The sequence below is a fragment of the Jeotgalibacillus proteolyticus genome (assembly GCF_050107735.1).
In the GTDB taxonomy this organism is placed as follows: Bacteria; Bacillota; Bacilli; order Bacillales; family Jeotgalibacillaceae; genus Jeotgalibacillus; species Jeotgalibacillus proteolyticus_A.
In genome coordinates this window covers 381102-401914 of sequence record NZ_JBNILO010000003.1, presented here as the reverse complement: position 1 = coordinate 401914, position 20813 = coordinate 381102, and the positions used below count along the sequence as shown (strand labels likewise).

General features: G+C 42.3%; 22 protein-coding genes and 1 other annotated feature. Of the genes, 10 read left to right on the top strand and 12 right to left on the bottom strand.

Annotation, left to right across the window (positions count from 1 at the left end):
• Positions 1 to 73: 73 nt before the first annotated feature.
• The 8 genes from ACQCT8_RS07245 to ACQCT8_RS07210 form a co-directional block, all read right to left on the bottom strand.
• Positions 74 to 700 (bottom strand): FMN-dependent NADH-azoreductase, encoded by a 627-nt coding sequence (locus ACQCT8_RS07245; protein ID WP_426869797.1) that lies wholly within the window; start codon positions 698 to 700, stop codon positions 74 to 76.
• An 81-nt stretch (positions 701 to 781) separates the two neighbouring features.
• The gene (locus tag ACQCT8_RS07240) at positions 782 to 1219 is read right to left on the bottom strand and encodes a MarR family winged helix-turn-helix transcriptional regulator (protein WP_426869796.1); all 438 of its coding nucleotides are present in this window, start codon (positions 1217 to 1219) and stop codon (positions 782 to 784) included.
• A 181-nt stretch (positions 1220 to 1400) separates the two neighbouring features.
• A complete protein-coding gene (locus tag ACQCT8_RS07235; RefSeq protein ID WP_426869795.1) occupies positions 1401 to 2276 on the bottom strand; it encodes an SDR family oxidoreductase in 876 nt (291 codons plus the stop codon).
• 338 nt (positions 2277 to 2614) lie between these two features.
• The gene (locus ACQCT8_RS07230; RefSeq protein WP_426869793.1) at positions 2615 to 4180 is read right to left on the bottom strand and encodes a polyamine aminopropyltransferase; all 1566 of its coding nucleotides are present in this window, start codon (positions 4178 to 4180) and stop codon (positions 2615 to 2617) included.
• 46 nt (positions 4181 to 4226) lie between these two features.
• The gene (locus tag ACQCT8_RS07225; protein WP_426869791.1) at positions 4227 to 4622 is read right to left on the bottom strand and encodes a DUF350 domain-containing protein; all 396 of its coding nucleotides are present in this window, start codon (positions 4620 to 4622) and stop codon (positions 4227 to 4229) included.
• Between the two features lie 24 nt (positions 4623 to 4646).
• Complete coding sequence (locus ACQCT8_RS07220; protein WP_426869789.1) at positions 4647 to 5237, bottom strand: DUF4247 domain-containing protein; 591 nt, start codon at positions 5235 to 5237, stop codon at positions 4647 to 4649.
• Between the two features lie 80 nt (positions 5238 to 5317).
• Positions 5318 to 5983, bottom strand: a complete 666-nt coding sequence (locus tag ACQCT8_RS07215; RefSeq protein ID WP_278242216.1) for a PspA/IM30 family protein — start codon at positions 5981 to 5983, stop codon at positions 5318 to 5320.
• A 27-nt stretch (positions 5984 to 6010) separates the two neighbouring features.
• Entirely contained in the window at positions 6011 to 6523 is a 513-nt protein-coding gene (locus ACQCT8_RS07210; RefSeq protein ID WP_426869787.1) for a DUF4178 domain-containing protein, read from the bottom strand.
• Positions 6524 to 6730: 207 nt separating this feature from the next.
• Here ACQCT8_RS07210 and ACQCT8_RS07205 point away from each other — a divergent pair, with 207 nt between their 5' ends.
• From ACQCT8_RS07205 to ACQCT8_RS07185, 5 genes are all read left to right on the top strand, one after another.
• Entirely contained in the window at positions 6731 to 7174 is a 444-nt protein-coding gene (locus ACQCT8_RS07205) for a GNAT family N-acetyltransferase (protein ID WP_426869785.1), read from the top strand.
• Between the two features lie 56 nt (positions 7175 to 7230).
• Positions 7231 to 7692 carry a metallothiol transferase FosB gene (gene fosB / locus ACQCT8_RS07200; protein ID WP_426869783.1) on the top strand — a complete coding sequence of 154 codons (462 nt, stop codon included), beginning with the start codon at positions 7231 to 7233 and terminating at the stop codon, positions 7690 to 7692.
• Positions 7693 to 7842: 150 nt separating this feature from the next.
• On the top strand, positions 7843 to 8880 hold the full coding sequence (locus tag ACQCT8_RS07195) for a hypothetical protein (protein WP_426869781.1): 1038 nt from the start codon (positions 7843 to 7845) through the stop codon (positions 8878 to 8880).
• A 138-nt stretch (positions 8881 to 9018) separates the two neighbouring features.
• Positions 9019 to 9366: a hypothetical protein gene (locus ACQCT8_RS07190; RefSeq protein ID WP_426869780.1), complete on the top strand. Its 348-nt coding sequence runs from the start codon at positions 9019 to 9021 to the stop codon at positions 9364 to 9366.
• A 61-nt stretch (positions 9367 to 9427) separates the two neighbouring features.
• The gene (locus ACQCT8_RS07185; protein WP_426869882.1) at positions 9428 to 10258 is read left to right on the top strand and encodes a metallophosphoesterase; all 831 of its coding nucleotides are present in this window, start codon (positions 9428 to 9430) and stop codon (positions 10256 to 10258) included.
• 26 nt (positions 10259 to 10284) lie between these two features.
• Here ACQCT8_RS07185 and ACQCT8_RS07180 read toward each other — a convergent pair whose 3' ends face one another.
• A complete protein-coding gene (locus ACQCT8_RS07180) occupies positions 10285 to 11328 on the bottom strand; it encodes a YkvI family membrane protein (RefSeq protein ID WP_426869778.1) in 1044 nt (347 codons plus the stop codon).
• 209 nt (positions 11329 to 11537) lie between these two features.
• Here ACQCT8_RS07180 and ACQCT8_RS07175 point away from each other — a divergent pair, with 209 nt between their 5' ends.
• Positions 11538 to 12587: an NAD(P)/FAD-dependent oxidoreductase gene (locus ACQCT8_RS07175; protein WP_426869776.1), complete on the top strand. Its 1050-nt coding sequence runs from the start codon at positions 11538 to 11540 to the stop codon at positions 12585 to 12587.
• 154 nt (positions 12588 to 12741) lie between these two features.
• On the top strand, positions 12742 to 13521 hold the full coding sequence (locus tag ACQCT8_RS07170; RefSeq protein WP_426869774.1) for a Cof-type HAD-IIB family hydrolase: 780 nt from the start codon (positions 12742 to 12744) through the stop codon (positions 13519 to 13521).
• Between the two features lie 339 nt (positions 13522 to 13860).
• Here the strand turns inward: ACQCT8_RS07170 and ACQCT8_RS07165 are convergent, their stop codons facing one another.
• On the bottom strand, positions 13861 to 14445 hold the full coding sequence (locus ACQCT8_RS07165; RefSeq protein WP_426869772.1) for a class I SAM-dependent methyltransferase: 585 nt from the start codon (positions 14443 to 14445) through the stop codon (positions 13861 to 13863).
• Positions 14442 to 15404 (bottom strand): TIGR01212 family radical SAM protein, encoded by a 963-nt coding sequence (locus ACQCT8_RS07160; protein WP_426869770.1) that lies wholly within the window; start codon positions 15402 to 15404, stop codon positions 14442 to 14444. Before ACQCT8_RS07160 ends, ACQCT8_RS07165 begins: the two co-directional genes overlap by 4 nt.
• Before the next feature lie 344 nt (positions 15405 to 15748).
• Here ACQCT8_RS07160 and ACQCT8_RS07155 point away from each other — a divergent pair, with 344 nt between their 5' ends.
• The 3 genes from ACQCT8_RS07155 (at position 15749) to ACQCT8_RS07145 (ending at position 20132) form a co-directional block, all read left to right on the top strand.
• Positions 15749 to 16936 carry an MDR family MFS transporter gene (locus ACQCT8_RS07155; protein WP_426869768.1) on the top strand — a complete coding sequence of 396 codons (1188 nt, stop codon included), beginning with the start codon at positions 15749 to 15751 and terminating at the stop codon, positions 16934 to 16936.
• A gap of 84 nt (positions 16937 to 17020) precedes the next feature.
• Positions 17021 to 17247: a binding site (T-box leader), on the top strand.
• Positions 17248 to 17304: 57 nt separating this feature from the next.
• Positions 17305 to 19716 (top strand): leucine--tRNA ligase, encoded by a 2412-nt coding sequence (gene leuS / locus ACQCT8_RS07150; RefSeq protein ID WP_426869766.1) that lies wholly within the window; start codon positions 17305 to 17307, stop codon positions 19714 to 19716.
• Positions 19717 to 19817: 101 nt separating this feature from the next.
• Positions 19818 to 20132 (top strand): rhodanese-like domain-containing protein, encoded by a 315-nt coding sequence (locus ACQCT8_RS07145; protein ID WP_426869765.1) that lies wholly within the window; start codon positions 19818 to 19820, stop codon positions 20130 to 20132.
• 149 nt (positions 20133 to 20281) lie between these two features.
• Here the strand turns inward: ACQCT8_RS07145 and ACQCT8_RS07140 are convergent, their stop codons facing one another.
• Positions 20282 to 20755 carry a nucleoside deaminase gene (locus tag ACQCT8_RS07140; protein WP_426869763.1) on the bottom strand — a complete coding sequence of 158 codons (474 nt, stop codon included), beginning with the start codon at positions 20753 to 20755 and terminating at the stop codon, positions 20282 to 20284.
• Positions 20756 to 20813: the final 58 nt, after the last annotated feature.

Below are 20813 nucleotides of genomic sequence, written 5' to 3'. Positions count from 1 at the left end.
TCTTCAAGCTTTATAAATTTTTCTTCAATAGATAATCCAGTATTTCTCAGTACAGAACAGTCATTCTGAATGATTAAAAGGAGCCGGCAGCAACTGCAGCTTTTTCTAAGCCGTTTTCAATAATTTCTTCTGCTTTGTCAGGGAATTGGTTATGTCCTTCCACAATAACAGAAGTAATATCATGCACACCCCAGAAACCGAGCATCGTCTCAACATAATTAACAGCCATTTCAGAGGACTGTGCAGGTCCTTCAGAATATACGCCGCCGCGTGCATTTAAAATGGCAACTTTTTTATCTTCAAGCAGCCCGACAGGACCTTCAGCTGTGTAGCGGAATGTTCTGCCTGCTTGTGCCAGATAATCAAGGTACGTATGCAATACAGCAGGAACCGTAAAATTCCAGAGCGGGAATGCAAATACGACTTTGTCTGCTTCCAGGAATTGATTCAAATATTTATTTACAAGTACCGTAGCTTCTTCTTCCTCTTTAGTCAATTCCATGTTTTTAGACAGTTTGAACATGCCATTGATCATGTCAAGGTCGTAATACGGAAGTTTCTCTTCAAATAGGTCCAGCTCTGTAACCGTATCTTGCGGGTGTGTTTCTTTATAATTTTCAAGGAATTCTTTGTAAAGTTTCACGCTCACTGCCTGCTCAATCGGACGGGAATTTGCTCTAATAAATAGTACGTTTGCCATTGTAAAAACCTCCAGAATAGTATGTTTGCCACTTTAGGTGGCAGTATCGTGCAGCAACTAATGATTTGAATCCTGCATTCTTTAAATAGATTGGACATTTCGGCTGATTTTAGTCAACAGCCGCTCCAGTTCCGCTAGTTCATCCCCCGAAAGATCTTTGCATACAACTTTGTTAAATTGCTCTGCAACGGGAATAACCTGATTGCCTAAGTCTCTGCCTTTAGACGTCAAGTATATTTTTGTGACCCGTTTGTCCTGTAACCACTGAAGCCTTTTAATTAATTCTTTTTTTTCAAGACTTGAGGTCATTCGGGTAATATTTGTTTTATCTTTATTCAGCATTTTGCCCAACTGATTTTGAGTGAGCCCGTCTTGCTCCCATAGCAGCATCATAATCAGGTTTTGCTCAGGCGCCAGATTAAACGGCTCAAGCTTTGATTTAATAAAGCTGGTCAGAACAAGGTCCGTCTTATGAAGTTTAATGCTAATATAATCCTGAAAACGAAGATTCAAAACCATCACCTCAATTAGTTGCTATACAAACTAATTATTGATTATAAGGACTCCCTAAGGGAATGTCAACTGAATAGACTCTATTGAAATACATGGAAAAAAGCAGATCATATATGAAATAAAAAAAGCTGCTCTGACTGAGAAAGTCAGAGCAGCTGATATTTAACTTCTGCCAATGATAGCTTTTTTATCCGTTCACGACCATTCCACCGTTTACATGAATCATTTGTCCTGAAACATAGGAGGAGTCATCACTGGCTAAGTAAACATATGCAGGTGCCAGTTCTTCCGGCTGACCAGGGCGCCCAAGAGGGGTTTCCTCTCCAAAACTTTCAATATTTTCTTCCCCAAAGGTTGAAGGAATAAGGGGAGTCCAGATTGGCCCCGGTGCCACACCATTCACGCGAATTCCCTTTTTAGCAACTGACTGGGCGAGCGAGCGGGTAAAGGACGTTCTTGCTCCGTTCGTTGCGGAATAATCAAGCAGAATTTCTTTTCCGGCGTACCCCGTGATCGATGCAGTATTAATAATGGAGCTGCCTGCTTCCAGGTGTGGAAGAGCTGCTTTTGCCAGGAAGAAATAGCCGAATACATTAGTTCTGAACGTTCGCTCCAGCTGTTCCTCTGTAATATCTTCCAGTCTTTCCTGCGGATGCTGTTCTCCCGCATTGTTGACAAGAATATCAAGGCTGCCGAATTCATCAATCGTTTTCTGGACGACTTCCTGGCAAAATGCTTCCCGTCCCACATCACCGGCAAGGATCATGCACTTCCGATCCTCTTCTTCGACCATCGCTTTTGTTTTCTGTGCATCTTCATGCTCGTCTAAATACACAATGACTACATCTGCACCTTCTTTAGCAAAATGAACGGCTACAGATTGCCCAATGCCGCTGTCTCCTCCTGTGATTATAGCTGTTTTTCCAGCAAGCTTTCCACTTGGCTGATACGACTTGCCGCGGTAAGCCGGGCGGGGCTCCATTTCCGTTTCTTTGCCAGGCTGCTGATTTTGCTGCTGAACTGGAATTTCTTCATACTGACGACCCGGTTGTTGATTAGTCATGAAAATCCCTCCAAGAAAAGTTAATTTATATGAGATGTATTCCCAATTCAAGTAAAACGAAACTTCAAACTCGATTTAATTAAGATTGAGTTAATTAGAATAGTAACGGGTGAAGTTTAACAAAAGATAACGAATTTTTAGGCATAGTAAGAAAAGGAATAGAGAGATTGTGACATAACTCAAAAAAGCGCTTTGCATGAGAGGAAGGGAGAGTAAGGTGGCAACTCATGCAGGAGATTACAGTTTGCTATAGCCTGAGGAAAGTGTCCTCATGTAGTGCAATGAAAAGAAGAAAGAGCCCGGGACGCTTTGTCCCAGGCTCTGGTGGTTAAAGCCTGCTAATAAGTTTGCCAGGCTCTTTCATACATCTGAAGGAGAATCGGTTCGATTAAAGTATTTGGCTGGTAGTCAAATGATTCGCCATCCTGATTCTCAATTTCACGGTCGATGTCTTTTCCGAAAACCGTTAAACCCTGCAGGACTTCGTCATCTAAAAATCGGGTTTCAGCCTTAAGTTCAATCGTATCCACTACGTCTGCGATTTCTTCTCGTTTCGCCATGACAAACCCCCAGTCCCCAAAGCTTGGGATATCGACATGAAGATTTTCTGTGTGCAACCCTGCCTGCTGAACGGTGTAATCAATCGTCCAGTAGACATCTGTTGCAAACGTAGGGGAGGTGGATTGTATCATGACCGCTCCACCGGGGTTAAGATGATTTCGGATAAGCTGATAAAACTGCAGCGTATATAATTTATTTAAAGATTCGTTATTTGGATCAGGCAGGTCCACAATGATAACATCCCAGAAACCATCTGCTTCCTCGAGATAAGAAAAAGCATCCGCATGTTGAACGTTGACTCTCGGATCAGAAAATGAATCGCCGTTTAGTTCAAGCAAATCGTAATTCGTATTGGCAAGCTCTACAACTGCGGGATCTAAGTCCACCAGATCCACATGTTGAATATCGTCATATTTCCAAAGTTCTCGCAGCACAAGCCCATCACCACCGCCCAGCACCAATACATCTTCCGGATCTTTTACGCTTGCTACGGCAGGATGGACAAGTGTTTCATGATACCGGTACTCGTCTGTTGAACTCATTTGAAGCTGTCCATCCAAAAACAGTCTGACATCACCTTGTTCTTTTGTTAAAATAATTTGCTGGTAATCGGTCTGATCATGATAAATGATTGGATCTCTGTAAAGCTTTTGTTCAAAAGTAAAAGCAACTTCGTCTCCCCAGAAAACACCGGACAGCAGTATAAGAAAAATGGATGCGCCGGAAATCAGATGCAAGCGAAATCGGGCTATTTCTTTTTTAAAATAATATAAGACCCAAAGTGCAACACCAACATTAATAAGTGCCACCATGAAAGCGGTTTTTACAAGGCCGAACTCCGGGCGGAGGTAAAAAGCAAACAGCAGACCGCCAATCAGTCCCCCAGCGTAATCGGAGAACAGAACCCGTGCAGTGCTTTTACTCAGTGTAACCCCGATCTCATTTGCTTTCCGAATCAAAATTGGGAGTTCAAGACCTGTTAAACCGCCGATGATGAGCGTAATGGAATAGAGAAAAATCGCATCTGTTCCACCTGGCAGAAAAGCTGTCACACCGAAAAATAGAAAAGTGGAAAAGCCGCCAATTAAGCCAATAGCATATTCGATCCATATAAAAGAGGTAATTAGATTTTTGGTGACACGTTCACTAATGGACGCTCCGATGCCCATTCCAGTTAAAAAAAGTGAGATGGTGAGCGTATACTGCTTCACACCATCTCCCAAAATGTAAGAGCCTGCCGCTCCGAATAATACTTCAAAAATAATTCCGCATATCGATACAATTCCAGAAGCCCAATAAATGGCTTTGCTTTGTTTAATTCCTAAATCATTCAGGCTCTTCATCATATAAACTCCTTATAACTGCCTTCAGTTAAACGTGAGGCGTTTGTTACGTAATGGACGCGCCGATCACAAACGCAAGTCCGACAGAGACCCCAAAGCTGATAATTCCAACAGCCAGATTTCCTTTATGTAACTGTTCTTCCACTGAAAATTTACGGGTGAATAACTCGAAAAGCAAATAGGCAATAAGCTGCAGAACAACGCCGATACCGCCCCAAATTAAGGTCTCGGTAACTGCAAAACTATTATAAATCGCGAAGGCAAGGATGATGCATATGCCGATAATTTTACCACTGATCGAAAGTGCAACAGCTTTATTGCCGTTTAACACCTCATCCCAATCTTTATATTTCTTTGTTAATACCTCAAAAATAGTCAAACCGATTACTACGATAACAATGGCAATGGCAAAATACATAATGGTCAGTAAAAATGGTTCCATCATTCAATCTCCTCTCAATGTAAGTTATTTTCCGGCTCCGGTGCCGCCGCCGCGATTGCTAGAAGCGCCTCGAATCGTCGGGGTAGACGTTTTTCCAACATAGCTGCCTGAAGAATTATAGCCGCCATAGCAGCGTTCAGGATTTAAATTACAGGTTTGATTTCGCTGTGTGCTCCAATTGTTTCCGAAAATATTTCCAAGCAGACTTGCTAACAAGTACCCTTCAAAGAAGCCTGGGCTGTAATTATTTCGTACAAATTCTTCTTCTGCCACTTCGATCATTGTATTTGAAGCATTATCCTCTGATTGGGTTAACGTAACAAAATACTGATCATAAATAAAGATTTGTTTTCCTTGATTTTCTTCGCTCATCTCAGTGGGTTCTTCATGCTCCTGAAGTGAATCTGCAACAGAGGCAATATCCTGATTTTCAGCTCTGTACACACGGGCATACTGATCACTGTTTTCTGTACTGGCAATCGTATCGTATAAAGGATATGTATTGCTGATATATTCTTCGATCCCATCTTTAAAAATGGAGCCTGAACCATTTCCGCAAGCAGCTACAAATAGAAGGACGGCTGCGATCAATACAGATAAAATAGATTTTTTCAACTTGTTCACCTGCCTTTCATTGTTGCTTGGTACAAAAAGGGATAGGATCTGTTAGACAGATCCTATCGTGTTGTTGATTATTACGCTTTGCCCATTTTCTTTTTCAGCGCTGCAAGCTCGTCATCTACGCCGTTATCCAGCTGCTTAAATTCGTCATCCAGGCTGCGGTTTGATGAACGCATGTCTTCACTTGTTTCAGCTTCAGCTTCAAATTGAAGGACCTTTTCTTCCATTCGGTCAAAACCGCTTCTGGATTCATCAGACCCGATTCCTGACATCGTACGGTTCATTTTCGTACGTGTCTGAGCTGATTCAGCACGGGCTTTAAGAGAATCTTTTTTCAGTTTCATTTGATTGTATTCATTTTTCATTTCATCAAGTTTCTGGCGAAGAACAGCTGCATCTTCTTTTGCTCTGGTATAAGATTCCTGAAGAGAGGAAGCCTGTTCTGCATGAACTTTCTTATCTTCCAATGCGCGTCTTGCCAAATCTTCATTTCCGGCTTCGATCGCTTTCATTGCCTGTTCTTCACGTTTTGAAACCATGCTGTTGGCATCTTCCACTTTCTTTTGAAGCAATTTTTCGTTTGCAATTTGCTTCGCTACAGCACTCTCTACTTCGCGGATATCCGCTTCCATATCGCGCATAAACTGATCAAGCATTTTTACCGGATCTTCTGCTTTATCCAGCATGGCATTTAATTCTGAACCTACAACCGTTTTTACCCGTTTAAAAAATTGAAACATGTGAATTCCTCCTGTATATTCTTTTTTTTATTGAGAGCCGGCAATAATTTTCAGCTCGTATTCTTCAATCTCATATCCTGTGCTTGCTTCAACATCATTTCCCCAGATCTCAATAGAAAGGGCTTTTTCGTCCTCGTCATCATAATAGGAGAAATACTTGCACTGGGCACCATCTACATTTTGGCTTCTGCCTTCTCCACGCACGGTTGCTGTCCCATGCTCATCCTGGTAATAAACTATGCCTTCATGCTCGATTTTTTTAGGCAGAGGCTCCTGCAGTTTAAGGGATGCTTTTTCATATATGCCAAGCTCAAGCTCATCATCCATTTCCACACTAAGCCAGATCACTTTAGACACACCCTGGAGCTGATACGCATACCACTTGAAGCCATGGTCATTATAGGAAAGCTTTCCTACCACTTCATAGTCCTCGAGGTCGTACGTTACAATATCCTTCACTTTTAAATTCATAACTGTGCGCTCTTCTACAGCAGCTCGTTCTTTCTCCTTGCTGCCAAATAATCTACTGAAAAAGCTCATAACGTCATCACGTCCTTTTTTCACCCTTCCTGATTGGCTACATTCATTAATACGGCCAGGATAGAAAAAGGTTTCTTAAATTGAGAAAAAATTTTAATCCTCTTCCTCAACGATACCATTATATTGGCTTTAATGAAAATTTCTATTGCGGGGTGTAAATCATTTTGAAATACTAAATAGAAATACATGGAAATGTGGAGGGGCAGCATGATTAAAAAGCTGGATATTCAAAACCGGGAGACAGCAAGGAAAGTGTTAGCTGTTCAGCTTCCTGCTTATCAAATAGAAGCGGAAATGATTGACTATTGGGATATTCCTCCATTAAAAGATACTGAAGAAACGCTGCAGGCATGCGACGAAATTTTTTACGGGTGGTTTATAGATAGTCAGCTTTCCGGGGTAATTTCCTTTAAGAAAATTGGTGATGTAATCGATATTCATCGTCTTGTTGTTCATCCTGGCCATTTCAAAAAAGGAGTAGCAGGAAAGCTGCTGCAATATATAGAAGAAACCTACAAAGGATATGTGTTTCAAGTATGCACGGGCTCGAAGAATGAACCGGCTATTCGTTTATATGTAAAGCATGGGTTTCGTGAAAGGGAACGGATCAAATTGGATGATCGATTGGAAATTTCATGCTTTGAAAAATGATGTTTAGGCTAACAGGAAGATAAGACAAAAAGGAGTATGGCTAAGGGGGTGAGCAAATGCTTGTGAGAGGAATAAACCATTTTCTATTTTCCGTTTCAAACCTGGAAAAATCGATTGAATTCTATGAATCTGTATTTGAAGCAAACCTGCTTGTTAAGGGAGAAACGACTGCCTATTTTGACTTAAACGGAATGTGGATTGCGTTGAATGAAGAAAAAGGCGTACCGAGAAAAGAAATAAAAGAATCGTATACACATATAGCATTTACAATTGATGATAAAGATTTTGAAGAAGTCTGTACTCATCTTCATCAGTTAAATGTCGACATTATTCCAGGAAGACTGAGAGCAAAAGAAGATAAGAAATCAATCTATTTTCAAGACCCGGACGGGCATAAATTTGAGTTTCATACTGGTACACTTATGGACCGCATCGAGCATTATAAGAAAACCAAACCACATATGAAGTTTAATGAGAGAGCTATAAAGGATCTTGCGGATACCCAACCCGGATCTTAGAAATGATCTGCTGGTGTTTTCGTAGAAGAAGTGATTCCTTTACAGCATTTTAAAATTTTCAGCCTACTGTTCCATGCCCCCTTTTTTATCCTTTAATTGGGTTTTTTTATTAGAGTTAGGGGTACATGGTAAAAAAAGGGGGCGTTTTACATGCTGAAAATAACAAAGATAGGCGGAGCGGCTGCTTTAGCTTTTTTGCTGGCAAGCTGTCAGGACGCTGAAAACGAAACTTCGGAGGAAAGTGTTGAATCGGTTAATGAAACTTCTCAAAATGAAACGGATTTAGAAGATAAGGAAGTAACGGAAACTGAAGAAAGCTCTGAAGAAAATAGCTCAAATGGGGATATGGAAGAGGATTCTTCAAGTGATGCATCCGATATTCAATCAAATGCCGAAGAAGGAGCAATAGCGACTGATTACTTCATTCAATCACACACATACATTGCTGAAACCGCCATACTAACAGCATATAGTATCAAACGCAAGGACGGGCAAAACAGTTCACCAGAGGAACGGCTGAAGCAGTCACTCATTGAAAATGATCCTTCGGAACAAGAAATTCTTCGCAACTATACTGAAATGACTGCAGAGTGGCCTGAGCTGCATGTAAATTTTACAGAAGAGGGAAATCAATTATCCACAACCTCTGCTCAAACGAATATGTTTTATGACTCTCTGATCGGCATAAGCGACTTATATGGAATTGAACAAATTATATTTTTCAATCCTGATGGGGAGAAAGATATCATTGTAGCCCAAAGTCCAATCGATGAGCCTATAGTGATTGAAGAGGAGAGAGGTCAAACGCGTGGATATTATACCATCTACGATAAAGACTTGGAGCAAACCTTGTTCCTGCCCGGTGGTGCGCTTGAGGAGAAAACGGCTGATGAAAACGGAGAGGCTTTATCTTTCTCAGATACAATAGAAGCAATGAAGACAGTTGAAAATGAAGGCGCTTTTTACGGTTCGGCCATGATAGAGGGGCTGGAGGTTGTCAGCGCTTCACTCGAAGATGGCATTGCTGAAGTTCATTATACAATGGATGAGGAGATCGTAACGGAAGATGATCAGACGGTGCTTGAAAACGCAATTCAACTCACTGCCCTTGACTTCCACTCAGAGGAACTCCTAATGGTGAACGATACCCTGGAAGAAAGCAAAATGTTTCCACTAATTGAGCGTTAATTGTTTAATAGCCGGAATTTTTCCTCGAACACACCCGTTATAACCACAGGTTGTTAGGAGTTATTGTTAGGAATAAAAAATTAAAGGACATCACTAATTAAAAGTTTCACTTAATGCGAGATGAATAGGGGGGACGCTATGTATAGCACTGAAACGCTGCCCATATGGTTTTGGGCGGCGAACTATTTATTTATAGCACTCACAGCTGCTTCCGCAATATTCAGTATGGTGCAAAAAAAGAATACAGCTGCGGCACTGATCGTATTGCTGATCACGTTCATCATTCCAGTGGTGCATGTCGCCAACGGCATTTCACGGCCGGAGGGGCAAAATGAAATTGAGTATTGGTTTGATGCTGTTCAAAAAGGAGCAGCATGGGCTGTTTTTATATTGGCAGGGTTCAGTTTGCAGCTTGTTTGGTGGGGATGGTTTCTTTTGAAATTTAAACCGTGGCAATCACTAAATGCTGCGAGTGACGGTAAGTGAAGAGTCGAAAAATGAGTTTGAAAGCTTATTGGCGTGTTCAATTGAAAAAAAAGTATAAGATATTTTCTGCAGCAGTTGGAATTTCACTTCTGGGTTTGTTTTTTATACTCAGAATAATTCTATTGTCACTACACATTTAAACATACAGTCTAGGAAGCTGCCGGATGAATTTTCAGGGTTTACGATTGTCCATCTGTCTGACCTTCATAGCAAAAGCTTTGGAAAAAACCAATCTAGACTCAGGGAAGAGCTGCAGGAGTCAGAGCCTGATCTAGTTGTATTTACTGGGGACCTGATTGATTTAAGAAGATACAAGGATGAAACTAGTATGAACGGGATGGATAAGCTGACTAAAATCGCATCTGTCTATTATGTAACCGGCAACCATGAGGCAAGATCAGGGAAATTTAACGATCTGGAAAAGAAACTAGAAACAGCAGGTGTTTTCGTTTTGAGAAACACATCCGTTGTACTGGAAAGGCAGGGGGCATCGATTCAGCTTTTAGGAGTGGATGACCCGCTGCAAGTCATGGATCATAATGAGGCAAGTGCAATGGACAGTGTGCTGACAACTGTTACTAAAGAGATGAATGAAGATGACTTCAAATTTCTTCTTTCCCACCGGCCAGAACTACTCTCTCTATACAGCCAATTTGATTTGGATCTTGTTTTTTCAGGTCATGCACATGGCGGGCAGATCAGATTTCCATTTATAGGCGGTATTATCGCACCGGGGCAGGGAGTATATCCTGAATATACAGCAGGTGTATATAGTAAGGATGACACGTCCATGATCGTCAGCCGCGGCCTGGGGAACAGCCTTTTTCCTCTTAGGGTATTTAATCGTCCTGAAATTATTGTCACGAAACTGATCTCAGATAGAAACGGATAATGCGAAAGTCTGTAAAGCGATCTTGCTCAGGACCGATACCGCTTTGCAGACTTTCGCCATAGGAGGAAAAAGAAAGCAAGGCTGATATAGCCGAAAAGAGGATATAAAAATCCTAATAAGGCGCTGTACGAAAATGAACTGAAAGCAGCACAAAATAAGACAACCGCAATGATGACATACATTCGTCTTGCCCGGATATACGTCGTAATCTGTTTTTCTGCTCCATATACATTGCCCACGATTGAAGTGAAGATTTCACCGAAAATTACGAGAATATAAATCCAGTAAAAGGAAAGCATGGCTCCTTTCATTACGGCTGCCATGGGAATTTCATAATGAGTGAAATCCGGCAGTGTGACGAGCGTCAGGTTACTTGAGATGAGAATAAGGGTTAACACACTTCCTCCTAGTATTCCCCCTATACGCACAGCCGTTTTATCATTAACTTCTGCTGCGAGCGGGACAAGGACCGCCTGAGCCATTGCCAAATTCATAGCGGGATAAATAAACGGCGATGCAAAAGCTTTCCATATGCTGTCCTGATTTGGCACCATAAGCAGATGTTCCATGAAACCATCCCCAGTAACAGAATAAAACATCAGCAGTAAAGTGAAACCAATCAAAAGCGGAACAATGAACGTATTAACCGCTACAAGTCCTTTTGTGCCTAATGTCATAATCATTATCAGTAAGATTATCGTAAGCACCACACCTGCCATCTTAGGCAGTCCCAGCTGTTCTTCAAATAACGCTCCTGCTCCTGAAAGCATCACTGTACAAAAACCTAATAGCATCACAAGCATTATCAGGTTTATTCCTTTTGAAACCCTTCTGCCAAACAAATGCTCATTCAGCTCTTCATAGGAACGGGCCTTTAAATCAATCGCTTTTATCATCAGGCTTGTCCCGAGCGTAATAAAAAAATACCCGCTCATGGCTATTCCAAAAAGCCCCCATATACCATATTGCGAAAAAAATTCTACAATTTCCTTCCCTGTGGCAAATCCTGTTCCTACTACAGTCCCTACATAAACAGCAGCAATCTGACATCCCTTATTCCATGGCTTCACATACATTCCTCATTCCTGCTGGAAATACGTACATTTCACCTAAGCTCCATTTACCGGATTTTAAGGTATGGAACTAGCTTATGTTTTTCAGGATTGCAGTAGAAGAGGAGGGGAAGATATAAACCCTGATATTGTGTTTGTCTCCAAAAAAGAGTATAGTTAAATGAGAATGATAATCAATCGTGATGATAAAAGAGGAGCGGATCGCTATGCATAACCAGGAAATCTTTGATGTCACTGTGATTGGGGGAGGTCCTGCAGGACTTTATTCCGCCTTTTACAGCGGGCTGCGGGAATTAAAAACAAAAATTATTGAGTATCAGCCGCAGCTTGGCGGAAAAATCCATGTGTATCCTGAAAAGATGATCTGGGATGTTGGCGGACAGACTCCTCTGCCTGGTGCAAAATTAATTGATCAGCTGGTGGAACAGGGGCTGACATTCAACCCTGATGTGGTAGTAAATGAAAAAATACAATCAATCAACCGGACCGCTGAGGGCCTGTTTCAATTAGACGCTTCTTCAGGAAACCGGCATCTTTCTAAAACCGTAATCGTTGCAGTTGGAAGCGGCATCTTAAATCCTCAAAAGCTGACGATAGAGGGTGCGGACCGATTTGAAGTAACGAATTTACATTATACAGTTAAGTCATTACAGCGATTTAAAAACAAAACCGTCCTTATATCAGGAGGGGGAAACTCAGCTATTGACTGGGCTAACGAGTTAGAGCCTATTGCAAAAAAAATCTATCTGACCTACAGGAAGGATTCATTAAAGGGGCATGAGGCACAAGTATCACAGCTGCTGAACAGTTCAGCGGTCTGCATGCTTTCAACTTCTATAACGAAACTGGCTGCTGCGCCAGATCATGAAACCATCGAAAAGGTAGAGCTCACCAATCAGGAGAGCGGCGAAGTAACCATACTTGATGTAGATGAAGTCGTCATTAATCACGGCTATGAAATTGATTCAGCGCTTATTAAAAACAGTGAACTCGGCATACAAATGATTGACGATTTTTATGTATCCGGCAGTGCCAGCAGTGAATCCTCCGTGCCGGGTCTTTATGCTGCAGGAGATATTTTAAAGCATGACGGAAAACTTCATCTGATAGCAGGAGCGTTTCAGGACGCAGCCAACGCTGTGAATAAAGCAAAACAATTTATTCAGCCTGAAGCAAGCAGCGCTGCGATGGTCTCCTCACACAATGAAGTGTTTAAAAAGCGCAATAAAGAGCTGGTGAAGGAAATGATGAAGTGAATCAAAGGGATTAAGTGCAGAGCCTGGGGCAGATATGTCTCAGGCTCTTTGAGCGATTCACTTCTCCACAAGTCAGATTATTTTTCTCCTCAAGGGCTTCTGTTATGATGGGAGAGAATCTTATAGAAAAAAAGAACTTTTCAGAGGTGACAGGATGAGCAGTAAAAAAATTATTTTTTTTGATATTGACGGCACGCTATTAGACCATGATAAGAAATTGCCGGCATCTACTAAGGATGCAATCAGCAGGCTGAAGGCCAACGGTCATTATGTGGCAATTGCAACAGGAAGGGCGCCGTTTATGTTTGAGGATTTGCGCAGGGAGCTGTCGATCGATACCTTTATCAGCTATAACGGCCAATACGTGGAGCATAACGGGGAAATGATCGTAAGCAACCCTCTCCATTACGACAGCTTAAAACAATTAACAGAGTCAGCTGCAGTGAAGAACCACCCGCTTGTTTACATGGGGAAAAGCGAAATGAAAGCCAATGTAGAGGAGCACGACAGGATTACAGCGAGCTTTAATTCGTTAAAGATTAAATCCTTTCCAACACATGACCCTTCCTATTTTCATATGGAAGAAATTTATCAGACGCTTCTTTTCTGTGAAGGAAACGAAGAAGAGGCGTATGATGAAAAATTTGAGCATTTTGACTTTATCAGATGGCATCCTCAATCTGTTGACGTGATACCGGCGGGAGGTTCAAAAGCTAAGGGGATTGAAAAGGTCATTGAGGTCCTTTCTTTGAATATGGAAAATGTATATGCATTTGGAGATGGTTTAAACGATATTGAAATGCTGGCTTCCGTTGGACATGGCATCGCAATGGGCAATGGCTGCAATGAAGCAAAAGAAGCTGCAGATTTTACGACAGCTGCAGTTGATAAAGATGGGATTGCAGAAGGATTGAAGAGGGCAGGTTTACTCTAAGCCAATTAACAAACAAGACAGTAAAATGTATTAACAGGAATTATAGAATAAATAGAAGAGGCTGAAACAAAAATGTCTCAGCTTCTTTGACCGGTTCTCTGCGCTTCAGGCGGACGCTTTCCGCAGGGACGGCGCTGAGCCTCTTCAGGGCAAAGCCCTGTATAGTCTCAGCTTGCCGTCATATCCTGCTGGAGTCGCCACCTTCCGCTCTGCTCTCCTACTACTATTCATAAATATATCCTCATTTTTTAAACTCTTTTGATCGGTTCGCTTCAGGCAGAGAGTTTCCTTGTGAAGCTTTAATTTTTCATGACATTACCCAGCAAATGCAGAAGCAGGTTAATTCCGAACTCCGCGTTTTTCAATCGCGATGATAAACGGCGAAGGGGTCTGGGTGTTCATAAATTGATACCTCAGAACGTGAGCCGTTTCACCATCAATGGTTTGAACAAATCTCAGAAGGTAATCCCGCTCAACTGCACCTTCAGGATGACCGTGGTAAATAACCAGGACAATTATTCCACCCGGCTTTACCATCTCAAGCAATTTCTCAATGGCTGTGATTGTCGTCCTCGGTCTTGTGACGAGTGTTTCATCCCCGCCAGGCAAGTATCCAAGATTAAAAATAGCTCCCGAGATTGCTCCGTGGTGGACAGGAGGAATTGCCTGGTCTGCCAGTTCATGCCCTTCCTGAAACAGCATGACCCGGTTTCTTAATTGGTGTTCCTCCAATTTAGATGCAGTTTCATCTATCGCTTCCTGCTGAATATCAAATCCATATACACGTCCATGTTCACCTACAAGCTGTGCTAAATAAAGCGTATCATGGCCATTGCCCACTGTAGCATCCACTACGACATCGCCTTTTTGAACAACCCGTTCAAGCAGCTGGCGCGCATATGGCAGTATGCGGTCTAAATTCATGGCTGCGGACTCACCTCTTTAAAATGTTTTCCCTGATAGGACCCGCGACGGATCAATTCCTTATCAATATCGTTTAAGACATTCCATTTATCCACACTCCACATCGGTCCGATCATTAATTCAATAGGTCCGTCACCAGTAATTCGGTGGATAATCATTTCCGGCGGCAGGATTTCAAGCTGGTCACACACTAACTTCACGTAGTTCTCCTGTGTTAAAAACTCCAGCTTTCCTTTTTCATACTGCTTCACCATAGGAGTGCCCTTTAAAAGATGCAGCAAATGAATTTTTATTCCCTGAACATCCAATTCAGCAACTGCTTTTGCTGTTTCCATCATCATTTCATAGTCTTCTCCTGGAAGGCCGTTAATAATATGAGAGCACACCCGGATTCCACGGTCACGCAGTTTTTGAACGCCTTCTTTATAGCATTCAAAATCATGGGCGCGGTTAATCAGTGTGGCTGAGGATTCATGAACAGTTTGCAAACCGAGTTCGACCCATAGATAAGTTCGCTCATTCAGCTCTGCCAAATAATCCACAACATCATCCGGTAAACAGTCAGGACGGGTTGCAATGGACAGTGCCACCACATCATCAAAGCCGAGAACCGTTTCATATTTTTCACGCAAAACGTCTACAGGTGCGTGTGTATTGGTGAAGGCTTGAAAATAGGCCATGTACTTGCCGTTTTTCCATTTTTGATGCATTCTGTCTTTTACTTCATTAAACTGCTGCTCTAGCGGATCCACCCGGTTGCCTGCAAAATCCCCGGAACCTGCTACACTGCAGAACGTACAGCCGCCGTGAGCAACAGTGCCGTCGCGGTTTGGACAGTCAAATCCTCCGTCCAGTGCAACTTTAAAAACTTTATGGCCAAAATGGTTTCGCAGATGGTAATTCCATGTATGGTACCGTTTTTGGTCTTCCGCATATAAAAACGGATTTAATTCACTCATATTAATTACTCCTTTAAAAGCAGGTTCATCACCTGTTTTCTTTATCATCTATAGCGCATTCTATCATGTTCCAGCAGCCATCACCAATCAATTGAAGGGTAAATAGGAAAATAGACACGCAGGTGGACTGGTCATACTTTTATTCATACATAGTAGCAACTCAGAGAATAAATTCTTAATTAAATGAACCATATTTTAACAGGCACACAGTTTTTTAAAAAGCCAGTATTCGTCTTCCTATAAAAATATCCAAAAACAACAATAAAGTTATTGTGCATTTCTGGGATTCTAGCTAAACTAATTTGGTGCTCGAAATATAAGATCAAGTGAAAAGAGGAATACGTATGCCGCGAAAATTGTGGGTACTGGTAATCGGAATGATGATAAATGTGACAGGATCATCTTTTCTATGGCCGTTAAATACCATTTATATACATGAACATCTTGGAAAATCCTTATCTGTAGCAGGTCTTGTTCTCATGGCCAATGCAGCTGCAAGTGTAGTGGGGAATCTGCTTGGCGGCTGGCTTTTCGATCGTATTGGAGGCTACCGGTCCATTATGACAGGAATAATCATATCCGTTTGTGCGCTGCTGGGGTTAAACTTTTACCATGAATGGCCTTCTTATTTATTTTTTCTCATCATTATTGGTTTTGGATCAGGGATCGTTTTTCCCTCTATGTATGCAATGGCAGGCTCGGTATGGCCGGAGGGTGGAAGAAAATCGTTTAACGCCATATATCTAGCTCAAAATATAGGCGTTGCTTTAGGAGCAGCTTTGGGAGGCATCGTTGCTTCTGTGTCGTTCGATTATATTTTTCTGGCGAATTTTCTTATGTATGCTGCATTTTTCATGCTTGCTGTTGTGAGCTATAGAGGAATTACCATTAAAGCGAATATCCAAACGAGTGTGCTGCAGGAATCAAGTCAGATTAAAAACAGGACGGCTTTTACTGCGCTTCTGATCCTGTGCGGAGGATACCTGCTTTGCTGGGTCGGATATGTTCAGTGGCAGTCTACCATCGCGACCTACACGCAGCAGATCAATATCACGCTTACACAGTACAGTTTGCTTTGGACAATAAACGGTACACTGATTGTTCTTGGGCAGCCCTTAATTCGCCCTGTCGTCAAAACATTTGAAGAAAATTTAAAAAAGCAGATGATCATCGGGATTGTTATTTTTATGGTGTCTTTTGCTGTAACCGCTTATGCAGGCTCGTTTCAAGGCTTCCTGGCTGCCATGGTCATTTTAACAATTGGAGAAATGCTGATCTGGCCTGCGGTGCCTACCATTGCGAATCAGCTGGCGCCAAAAGGAAGAGAAGGGTTTTATCAGGGAATTGTTAACTCTACCGCTACCGGCGGAAGAATGATCGGCCCTTTTCTGGGAGGGGTGCTTGTTGATTCCTATGGAATGGGAATCCTTTTTGGATTTTTAATTATCCTGCTCTTTATTTCCATTGGACTGACCGTTTTTTATGATCGTCCACTAAAAAAGGAAAAACAAATTGTTTCACTCAATGGTTAAAAGATGGAGCTTATGGTAAAGCTGAATGTAACAAAAGGCTTGCATGCCCATGCTTTATTGCATACAATAATAGAGAAACCAATAGGTAAGACGTTGAAGAGGATTAGTAGGGATTTCATTTCGAGCCAAAAGAGAGCTGACGGAAGGTGCAAGTCAGTCGAATGAATGCCGAACTCGCCTCTGAGTCGATTGTGCGAAGCAGTGCTAGTGCAATCCGTATTCCGCGATAAGGATGATAACTTTTTCAAAGTGCGTGTACACGAATTTGGGTGGTACCGCGGGAGACTGATAAATAAGCTCTCGTCCCATGATAGGGGCGGGGGTTTTTTGTATTTTTATAGGCATTTGTAACTAGAGGAGGAACTGGAATGAGTTTTAATCATCAGAAGATCGAAAAAAAGTGGCAGCAATATTGGTCAGATCATAAAACATTTAAAACATCCGACGATATCGGGAAAAAGAAGTTTTACGCACTGGATATGTTTCCATACCCGTCCGGCGCAGGTTTACATGTTGGACATCCGGAGGGCATGACAGCGACAGATATTCTGTCACGCTATAAACGGATGAACGGCTATAATGTTCTTCATCCTATGGGCTGGGATGCATTTGGTTTGCCGGCTGAACAGTATGCGCTTGATACAGGAAATGATCCTGCAGAATTTACGAAAAAAAATATTGATACATTCCGCCGCCAAATCCAGGAACTCGGCTTTTCCTATGATTGGGACCGGGAAATCAGCACAACAGACCCGAGCTATTATAAATGGACACAATGGATTTTTCTAAAACTCCACGAAATGGGTCTTGCTTACGTTGATGAAGTAGCAGTCAACTGGTGTCCTGCACTTGGCACGGTTCTGGCAAATGAAGAAATCATCGACGGCAAAAGCGAGCGTGGAGGCCACCCTGTTGAGCGCAGACCGATGCGGCAGTGGGTGCTTAAAATTACCGCTTATGCAGATCGCCTGATTGATGATCTTGAAGAGCTTGACTGGCCTGAAAGCATTAAAGACATGCAGCGCAACTGGGTGGGGAAATCTGAAGGCGCAGAGGTTCGCTTTCACATAGAAAATACAGAGGAATCCTTTGAAGTATTCACCACGCGCCCGGATACTCTTTTCGGTGCCACATATGCTGTGCTGGCTCCCGAGCATCCGCTTGTTGACAAGATCACAGCAGTAGATAAAAAAGAAGAAGTTGCACAGTATATCGATAAAATTAAATCAAAAAGTGATTTAGAGAGAACGGATTTAGCGAAAGAGAAAACAGGAGTCTTCACAGGCGCTTACGCCATTAATCCTGCAAACAACCAGAAAATGCCGATCTGGATCGCTGATTATGTCCTAATGAGCTATGGCAGCGGCGCCATTATGGCGGTTCCTGCGCACGATGAACGGGATTATGAGTTCGCAGTTGAATTCAATCTTCCAATCGTTGAGGTGGTTGAAGGCGGAGATGTTTCAAAAGAAGCCTACACCGGAGATGGTGCACATATCAATTCAGACTTTTTAAATGGCCTTGGAAAAGAAGAAGGGATTTCAAAAGCAATTTCATGGCTTGAAGAAAAAGAACTAGGCACGAAAAAGACAACCTACCGTCTTCGTGACTGGCTCTTCAGCCGTCAGCGTTACTGGGGTGAACCGATTCCGATTATTCACTGGGAAGATGGAACAACGACGGGTGTGCCGTTTGAGGAACTACCGCTTGAGCTTCCAAAAACCAAAAATATCAAACCATCCGGCACAGGTGAATCTCCGCTTGCCAATATTGAAGAGTGGGTGAATGTAACCGACCCTGTGACAGGCAAAAAAGGCAAGCGTGAAACCAACACAATGCCGCAGTGGGCTGGAAGCTGCTGGTATTACCTGCGTTATATTGATCCTAATAACGACGATGCGATCGCAGACCCTGAAAAAATTAACCATTGGCTGCCGGTCGATATGTATATTGGCGGAGCAGAGCATGCGGTGCTTCATTTGCTTTATGCCCGCTTTTGGCACAAGGTTCTCTACGATCTTGGTGTAGTACCAACAAAAGAACCGTTCCAAAAGCTGTTTAATCAGGGAATGATTCTTGGAGAAAACAACGAAAAAATGAGTAAGTCAAAGGGCAACGTTGTAAATCCCGATGAGATTGTGAAAACGCATGGGGCCGATACATTGCGCGTTTACGAAATGTTCATGGGGCCGCTTGACGCATCCATCGCCTGGTCTGAAAATGGTCTCGATGGCTCACGCCGGTTCCTGGACCGCATCTGGCGCCTTTTTGTAACTGAAGATGGAGCCTTAACTCATAAAGTGCAAAACAAGCCAAATGACTCGCTTGAAAAAGTGTATCATCAGTCCGTTAAAAAGGTGTCAGAAGATATTGAAGGCATACGGTTTAACACAGCTATTTCTCAGATGATGGTGTTTGTGAATGAAGCATACAAAGCTGAAGTGATTCCAACCCAATATGCAAAAGGCTTTACTCAGCTCCTTGCTCCATTTGCTCCCCATTTAGCAGAAGAGCTTTGGGAAAAACTTGGAGAAACGAATCTCTCCTACTCTGACTGGCCGGCATTTGACGAATCAAAACTGGTGGATAACGAAGTGGAGATTGTCGTGCAGGTGAACGGCAAAATGAAAATGAAACTGATGATTGCAAGAGACGCAGGCAAAGAAGAAATGGAAAAACTTGCGACGAGTGAAGAAACGATACAATCAGCCATTGAAGGCAAAACCGTACGTAAAGTGATTGCGGTTCCCGGCAAGCTGGTGAATATCGTAGCGAATTAAAAATAATAGGCAGCCGGAAATGCCCCTGATGGTTTTAGGAAGTCTCCGGCTTTCTTTTTTGCTATACTGACAGTATGTTTAACTTTGAAAGGATGATTAAAGTGTCTGAACTGAAAACCATAACGCCACAAGAGGTACAAAAGAAAATTGAAGCTGGTGAGCCTATTCATTTAATTGATGTCCGTGAAGAAGATGAAGTAGCAGAAGGCATGATTCCTCAGGCGAAGCATATTCCGATGGGAGACGTCGCCATGCATCTTGATGACTTAAATGAAGAAAATGAATATGTCCTGATTTGCCGCTCAGGAAAGCGCAGTGAAAATGTTGGCTGGTTCCTGCATGACCACGGCTACAAAGTCGTCAATATGACTGGCGGTATGCTTGATTATACTGGGGAAACAAAACCGAAGGCGTAAATGATAAGTTTATTTGCGTAGTTTATTTGTGGCTGGGACAGAGGCAGACCATTATCTGCTATGTTCCAGCCTCTTTTTTCTATCTAAAGAAGCATCTGAATGAAGAATGCAAAATGTTTCCTGCTTGGGATCCCCGTACTACTCTTGGTTTAATACTCTACTTTTACCGCAAGCGTCTTCCACTTTTCAAAAGGAACATTCATGTTTTTACTATCTATTGAATAAAAAGGGATCATTCGCTCTTCATGTTTTTTGTTAATTTCCTCATAGATATACTTATCATCAAACCCACCCGCAGCAGCTGCTTCCTGATTTGCCGCAAAGTATACCTGATCCAGTCTTGCCCAATAGACCGCACCCAGACACATGGGACAAGGTTCACAGCTGGTATAAAGAGTACAGCCTGTGAGCTGAAAGGTCTGAAGTTTCTCACATGCCTTCCGAATGGCTTGAATTTCTGCATGAGCAGTAGGGTCATTAGAGGAGGTAACCTTGTTTTGCCCTGTCGCAACAACAGTTCCATTTTGATCAACCACAATCGCTGCAAAAGGACCGCCGCCTTTTGTGTTGAGATTTTCAACAGCCAATTCGATTGTTTTTTCTATAAACGCCTGATGATTCATGTTCAGCTCCTCCACTCAGTTCATTTTATCTCGTATTCTTTTATATTATATTAGTAAA

Bases quoted from the DNA above. Each gene is read 5' to 3' on its own strand.
- ACQCT8_RS07240 (WP_426869796.1), bottom strand. From the start codon at position 1,219: ATGGTTTTGAATCTTCGTTTTCAGGATTATATTAGCATTAAACTTCAT.
- fosB (WP_426869783.1), top strand. From the start codon at position 7,231: ATGCTTGTGAGAGGAATAAACCATTTTCTATTTTCCGTTTCAAACCTG.
- ACQCT8_RS07230 (WP_426869793.1), bottom strand. From the start codon at position 4,180: ATGAAGAGCCTGAATGATTTAGGAATTAAACAAAGCAAAGCCATTTAT.
- ACQCT8_RS07140 (WP_426869763.1), bottom strand. From the start codon at position 20,755: ATGAATCATCAGGCGTTTATAGAAAAAACAATCGAATTGGCTGTTGAA.
- ACQCT8_RS07190 (WP_426869780.1), top strand. From the start codon at position 9,019: ATGTATAGCACTGAAACGCTGCCCATATGGTTTTGGGCGGCGAACTAT.
- ACQCT8_RS07195 (WP_426869781.1), top strand. From the start codon at position 7,843: ATGCTGAAAATAACAAAGATAGGCGGAGCGGCTGCTTTAGCTTTTTTG.
- ACQCT8_RS07155 (WP_426869768.1), top strand. From the start codon at position 15,749: ATGCCGCGAAAATTGTGGGTACTGGTAATCGGAATGATGATAAATGTG.
- ACQCT8_RS07175 (WP_426869776.1), top strand. From the start codon at position 11,538: ATGCATAACCAGGAAATCTTTGATGTCACTGTGATTGGGGGAGGTCCT.
- ACQCT8_RS07165 (WP_426869772.1), bottom strand. From the start codon at position 14,445: ATGAATTTAGACCGCATACTGCCATATGCGCGCCAGCTGCTTGAACGG.
- ACQCT8_RS07225 (WP_426869791.1), bottom strand. From the start codon at position 4,622: ATGGAACCATTTTTACTGACCATTATGTATTTTGCCATTGCCATTGTT.
- ACQCT8_RS07170 (WP_426869774.1), top strand. From the start codon at position 12,742: ATGAGCAGTAAAAAAATTATTTTTTTTGATATTGACGGCACGCTATTA.
- ACQCT8_RS07235 (WP_426869795.1), bottom strand. From the start codon at position 2,276: ATGACTAATCAACAACCGGGTCGTCAGTATGAAGAAATTCCAGTTCAG.
- ACQCT8_RS07205 (WP_426869785.1), top strand. From the start codon at position 6,731: ATGATTAAAAAGCTGGATATTCAAAACCGGGAGACAGCAAGGAAAGTG.
- ACQCT8_RS07215 (WP_278242216.1), bottom strand. From the start codon at position 5,983: ATGTTTCAATTTTTTAAACGGGTAAAAACGGTTGTAGGTTCAGAATTA.
- leuS (WP_426869766.1), top strand. From the start codon at position 17,305: ATGAGTTTTAATCATCAGAAGATCGAAAAAAAGTGGCAGCAATATTGG.
- ACQCT8_RS07245 (WP_426869797.1), bottom strand. From the start codon at position 700: ATGGCAAACGTACTATTTATTAGAGCAAATTCCCGTCCGATTGAGCAG.
- ACQCT8_RS07160 (WP_426869770.1), bottom strand. From the start codon at position 15,404: ATGAGTGAATTAAATCCGTTTTTATATGCGGAAGACCAAAAACGGTAC.
- ACQCT8_RS07210 (WP_426869787.1), bottom strand. From the start codon at position 6,523: ATGAGCTTTTTCAGTAGATTATTTGGCAGCAAGGAGAAAGAACGAGCT.